Origin of the sequence: Mycolicibacterium vinylchloridicum (genome assembly GCF_013404075.1) — a bacterium.
Lineage (GTDB): Bacteria > Actinomycetota > Actinomycetes > Mycobacteriales > Mycobacteriaceae > Mycobacterium > Mycobacterium vinylchloridicum.
This window is the reverse complement of the sequence record NZ_JACBJQ010000120.1, coordinates 1-5397: the sequence shown is the minus strand read 5'-3', so window position 1 is coordinate 5397 and position 5397 is coordinate 1. Positions and strand designations below refer to the sequence as shown.

The following is a 5397-nucleotide window of genomic DNA, read 5'->3' as shown; positions in this document are numbered from 1 at the left end:
TAAATTGTGTTCGGCGGTGTCCTACTTTTCCACCCGTGTTGGGTAGTATCATCGGCGCTGGCAGGCTTAGCTTCCGGGTTCGGGATGGGACCGGGCGTTTCCCTGCCGCTATGGCCGCCGTAACTTTATTCACTCGTTTGTGAGTGTGAATCTAGTTTTGGTGGTGGGGTGCAGTGTGACTGCTGGATGTGTGGTTGCGGGCGTTGATGTGCGTCTTTACAGGTTCCGAAAACATGGTTGTTTGTTTTGGTTGTTGTAAGTTTTCGGCCGGTTAGTGCCAGTTCCCTGCACCTCTTGCGAGGCTTCCAGGTCTGGTCTATCGATCCCGTGGTCTGCGGGGGGCCTTATCCCTCTAAAAGGGTGAGAAACCTGGTCTTGGAGAAGGTTTCCCGCTTAGATGCTTTCAGCGGTTATCCTGTCCGAACGTGGCTATCCAGCGGTGCCCCTGGTGGGACAACTGGTAGACCAGAGGTTCGTCCGTCCCGGTCCTCTCGTACTAGGGACAGGTTTCCTCAAGTTTCTGACGCGCGCGGCGGATAGAGACCGAACTGTCTCACGACGTTCTAAACCCAGCTCGCGTGCCGCTTTAATGGGCGAACAGCCCAACCCTTGGGACCTGCTCCAGCCCCAGGATGCGACGAGCCGACATCGAGGTGCCAAACCATCCCGTCGATATGGACTCTTGGGGAAGATCAGCCTGTTATCCCCGGGGTACCTTTTATCCGTTGAGCGACACCCCTTCCACTCAGAGGTGCCGGATCACTAGTCCCGACTTTCGTCCCTGCTTGACATGTCCGTCTCGCAGTCAAGCTCCCTTGTGCACTTGCACTCAACACCTGATTGCCGTCCAGGTTGAGGGAACCTTTGGGCGCCTCCGTTACATTTTAGGAGGCAACCGCCCCAGTTAAACTACCCACCAGGCACTGTCCCTGGACCGGATATACGGTCCGAGGTTAGAAGTCCAATACGATCAGAGTGGTATTTCAACAATGACTCCACCCACACTGGCGTGTGAGTTTCACAGTCTCCCACCTATCCTACACAAACCGTATCGAACGCCAATACCAAGCTATAGTGAAGGTCCCGGGGTCTTTTCGTCCTGCCGCGCGTAACGAGCATCTTTACTCGTAGTGCAATTTCGCCGAGTCTATGGTTGAGACAGTTGAGAAGTCGTTACGCCATTCGTGCAGGTCGGAACTTACCCGACAAGGAATTTCGCTACCTTAGGATGGTTATAGTTACCACCGCCGTTTACTGGGGCTTAAATTCTCCGCTTCACCCCGAGGGGTTAACGGGTCCTCTTAACCTTCCAGCACCGGGCAGGCGTCAGTCCGTATACATCGTCTTGCGACTTCGCACGGACCTGTGTTTTTAGTAAACAGTCGCTTCTCACTGGTTTGTGCCACCCCCCACCGCTGCCCACCGCGAAGGTGTTGACAGTAGGAGGTCCCCCTTCTCCCGAAGTTACGGGGGTATTTTGCCGAGTTCCTTAACCATAGTTCACTCGTACGCCTTGGTATTCTCTACCTGACCACCTGTGTTGGTTTGGGGTACGGGCCGTGTGTGCGCTCGCTAGAGGCTTTTCTTGGCAGCAAAGGATCACCGAATTCGCCTCACTCGGCTATGCATCACCTCTCAGGATTAGTGTTGGACGGATTTGCCTATCCAACTCCCTACCGGCTTGCCCCAGTATTACCACTGACTGGTACGGCTACCTACCTGCGTCACCCCATCGCTTGACTACTACCCACCCGGGTCCCGCGCAGCCGGCGATCCCCGCTTCCCGAAGGAATTGGTGGACCACCTTTTGGGCGGTTAGCAGAATGGATTCATCAGGGACGCTCACACACGGGTACGGGAATATCAACCCGTTGTCCATCGACTACGCCTGTCGGCCTCGCCTTAGGTCCCGACTCACCCTGGGCGGACTGGCCTGGCCCAGGAACCCTTGGTCTTTCGGCGGGCAAGGTTCTCACTTGCCTATTCGCTACTCATGCCTGCATTCTCACTCCCACACCCTCCACAGCTCCATTACCAGGCTGCTTCACTGGGTGCAGGACGCTCCCCTACCCAATACACAAAAGTGTATTGCCGCGGCTTCGGCGGTGTGCTTGAGCCCCGCTACATTATCGGCGCACAATCACTTGACCAGTGAGCTATTACGCACTCTTTCAAGGGTGGCTGCTTCTAAGCCAACCTCCTGGTTGTCTCTGCGACTGCACATCCTTTTCCACTTAGCACACGCTTAGGGGCCTTAGCCGGCGATCTGGGCTGTTTCCCTCTCGACGTACGGAGCTTATCCCCCGCCGTCTCACTGCCACGCTTTCACTTACCGGCATTCGGAGTTTGGCTGACGTCAGTAACCCTGTGGGGCCCATCGGCCATCCAGTAGCTCTACCTCCGGCAAGAAACACGCAACGCTGCACCTAAATGCATTTCGGGGAGAACCAGCTATCACGGAGTTTGATTGGCCTTTCACCCCTACCCACAACTCATCCCCTCAGTCTTCAACCTAAGTGGGTTCGGGCCTCCACGCGGTCTTACCCGCGCTTCACCCTGGCCATGGGTAGATCACTCCGCTTCGGGTCCAGAACATGCCACTCAACGCCCTATTCAGACTCGCTTTCGCTGCGGCTACCCCACCCGGGTTAACCTTGCGACATGTCCCTGACTCGCAGGCTCATTCTTCAAAAGGCACGCCATCACCCCACGACACGTCGAGGGCTCTGACGGATTGTAAGCGCACGGTTTCAGGTACTATTTCACTCCCCTCCCGGGGTACTTTTCACCATTCCCTCACGGTACTAATCCGCTATCGGTCACTGGGAAGTATTCAGGCTTACCGGGTGGTCCCGGCAGATTCACAGCAGATTCCACGGGCCCGCTGCTACTCGGGAACCCATCACCACAGAGAACATGTTTTCACCTACGGGGCTCTCACCCACTACGGCAGACCATCCCAGGCCACTTCGGCTAACACATTCTTTTCTCACTGCAGCCCAGACCGGCAGATCCGGGAAGACAGGCCCCACAACACCGCACACACAACCCCTGCCGGGTATCACATGCATACGGTTTAGCCATCCTCCGCTTTCGCTCGCCACTACTCACGGAATCACAATTGTTTTCTCTTCCTACGGGTACTGAGATGTTTCACTTCCCCGCGTTCCCCCCCATACCCTATGTATTCAGGTATGGGTGACACGACATCACTCGTGCCGGGTTTCCCCATTCGGACATCCTCGGATCCACGCTCGGTTGACAGCTCCCCGAGGCATAACGCAGCCTCCCACGTCCTTCATCGGCTCCCAGTGCCAAGGCATCCACCATGCGCCCTTAAACACTTACAACACAAAAAACCAATTCGAAAAAAGAAATTGCACATCAAAAACACACAAACACACCCCCCAGACCCGAAAGCCTCGAGAGCCACATTTGCGTGCTAGATGCTCGCAACCACTATCCACAAATCAAACACCACACCCCACCACCAAAGTGAGGCAACAACACGCCGACCCCACCACCGCGGAGCCACCCGGAAACCCGGGCACGGGCCTGTTGTCTCAGGACCCAACAGTGTGTTTGGCAGCACCAGACAACCCCCACAAGGAAGGTCCCCATCCTGGTCGTTTGCTTGTCGTGCACCAGACCCCCACCCACTACAGGTGAAAGGGCCATCCAACGAATCGCCTGACAATCGGCTGATCCCGCGATTTACGGGCCGGCCAGGTCTCGTGGTGCTCCTTAGAAAGGAGGTGATCCAGCCGCACCTTCCGGTACGGCTACCTTGTTACGACTTCGTCCCAATCGCCGATCCCACCTTCGACGGCTCCCTCCCACAAGGGGTTAGGCCACCGGCTTCGGGTGTTACCGACTTTCATGACGTGACGGGCGGTGTGTACAAGGCCCAGGAACGTATTCACCGCAGCGTTGCTGATCTGCGATTACTAGCGACTCCGACTTCACGGGGTCGAGTTGCAGACCCCGATCCGAACTGAGACCGGCTTTGAAAGGATTCGCTCCACCTCACGGCATCGCAGCCCTTTGTACCGGCCATTGTAGCATGTGTGAAGCCCTGGACATAAGGGGCATGATGACTTGACGTCATCCCCACCTTCCTCCGAGTTGACCCCGGCAGTCTCTCACGAGTCCCCACCATAACGTGCTGGCAACATGAGACAAGGGTTGCGCTCGTTGCGGGACTTAACCCAACATCTCACGACACGAGCTGACGACAGCCATGCACCACCTGCACACAGGCCACAAGGGAACCGACATCTCTGCCGGCGTCCTGTGCATGTCAAACCCAGGTAAGGTTCTTCGCGTTGCATCGAATTAATCCACATGCTCCGCCGCTTGTGCGGGCCCCCGTCAATTTCTTTGAGTTTTAGCCTTGCGGCCGTACTCCCCAGGCGGGGTACTTAATGCGTTAGCTACGGCACGGATCCCAAGGAAGGAAACCCACACCTAGTACCCACCGTTTACGGCGTGGACTACCAGGGTATCTAATCCTGTTCGCTCCCCACGCTTTCGCTCCTCAGCGTCAGTTACTGCCCAGAGACCCGCCTTCGCCACCGGTGTTCCTCCTGATATCTGCGCATTCCACCGCTACACCAGGAATTCCAGTCTCCCCTGCAGTACTCCAGTCTGCCCGTATCGCCCGCACGCCCACAGTTAAGCTGTGAGTTTTCACGAACAACGCGACAAACCACCTACGAGCTCTTTACGCCCAGTAATTCCGGACAACGCTCGGACCCTACGTATTACCGCGGCTGCTGGCACGTAGTTGGCCGGTCCTTCTTCTACTACTACCGTCACTTGCGCTTCGTCATAGTTGAAAGAGGTTTACAACCCGAAGGCCGTCATCCCTCACGCGGCGTCGCTGCATCAGGCTTGCGCCCATTGTGCAATATTCCCCACTGCTGCCTCCCGTAGGAGTCTGGGCCGTATCTCAGTCCCAGTGTGGCCGGTCACCCTCTCAGGCCGGCTACCCGTCGTCGCCTTGGTAGGCCATTACCCCACCAACAAGCTGATAGGCCGCGGGCCCATCCCACACCGCAAAAGCTTTCCACCACACACCATGAAGCGCGTGGTCCTATTCGGTATTAGACCCAGTTTCCCAGGCTTATCCCAAAGTGCAGGGCAGATCACCCACGTGTTACTCACCCGTTCGCCACTCGAGTCACTCCGAAGAGCACTTTCCGTTCGACTTGCATGTGTTAAGCACGCCGCCAGCGTTCGTCCTGAGCCAGAATCAAACTCTCCAAACAAAAACCCCCACACCAACAGGCGCAGGCAGAATTCGAATCAGAACAAGCCTGAAACCAAACAAAGACACCAAAACTGGCATCACAAACACCACACCCCAGCACGGGGGTACCAGAATGCGGCAAAAAA

General features: G+C 56.5%; 3 rRNA genes. All 3 read right to left on the bottom strand.

Going from position 1 to position 5397, the window contains the following annotated elements:
• Nucleotides 1-8: 8 nt before the first annotated feature.
• A 5S ribosomal RNA gene (gene rrf, locus HPC46_RS33565) occupies nt 9-122 on the bottom strand.
• A 129-nt stretch (nt 123-251) separates the two neighbouring features.
• A 23S ribosomal RNA gene (locus HPC46_RS33560) occupies nt 252-3350 on the bottom strand.
• A gap of 398 nt (nt 3351-3748) precedes the next feature.
• Nucleotides 3749-5270, bottom strand: a 16S ribosomal RNA gene (locus HPC46_RS33555).
• Together the 16S, 23S and 5S rRNA genes form the textbook arrangement of a ribosomal RNA operon.
• Between the last annotated feature and the right edge of the window lie 127 nt (nt 5271-5397).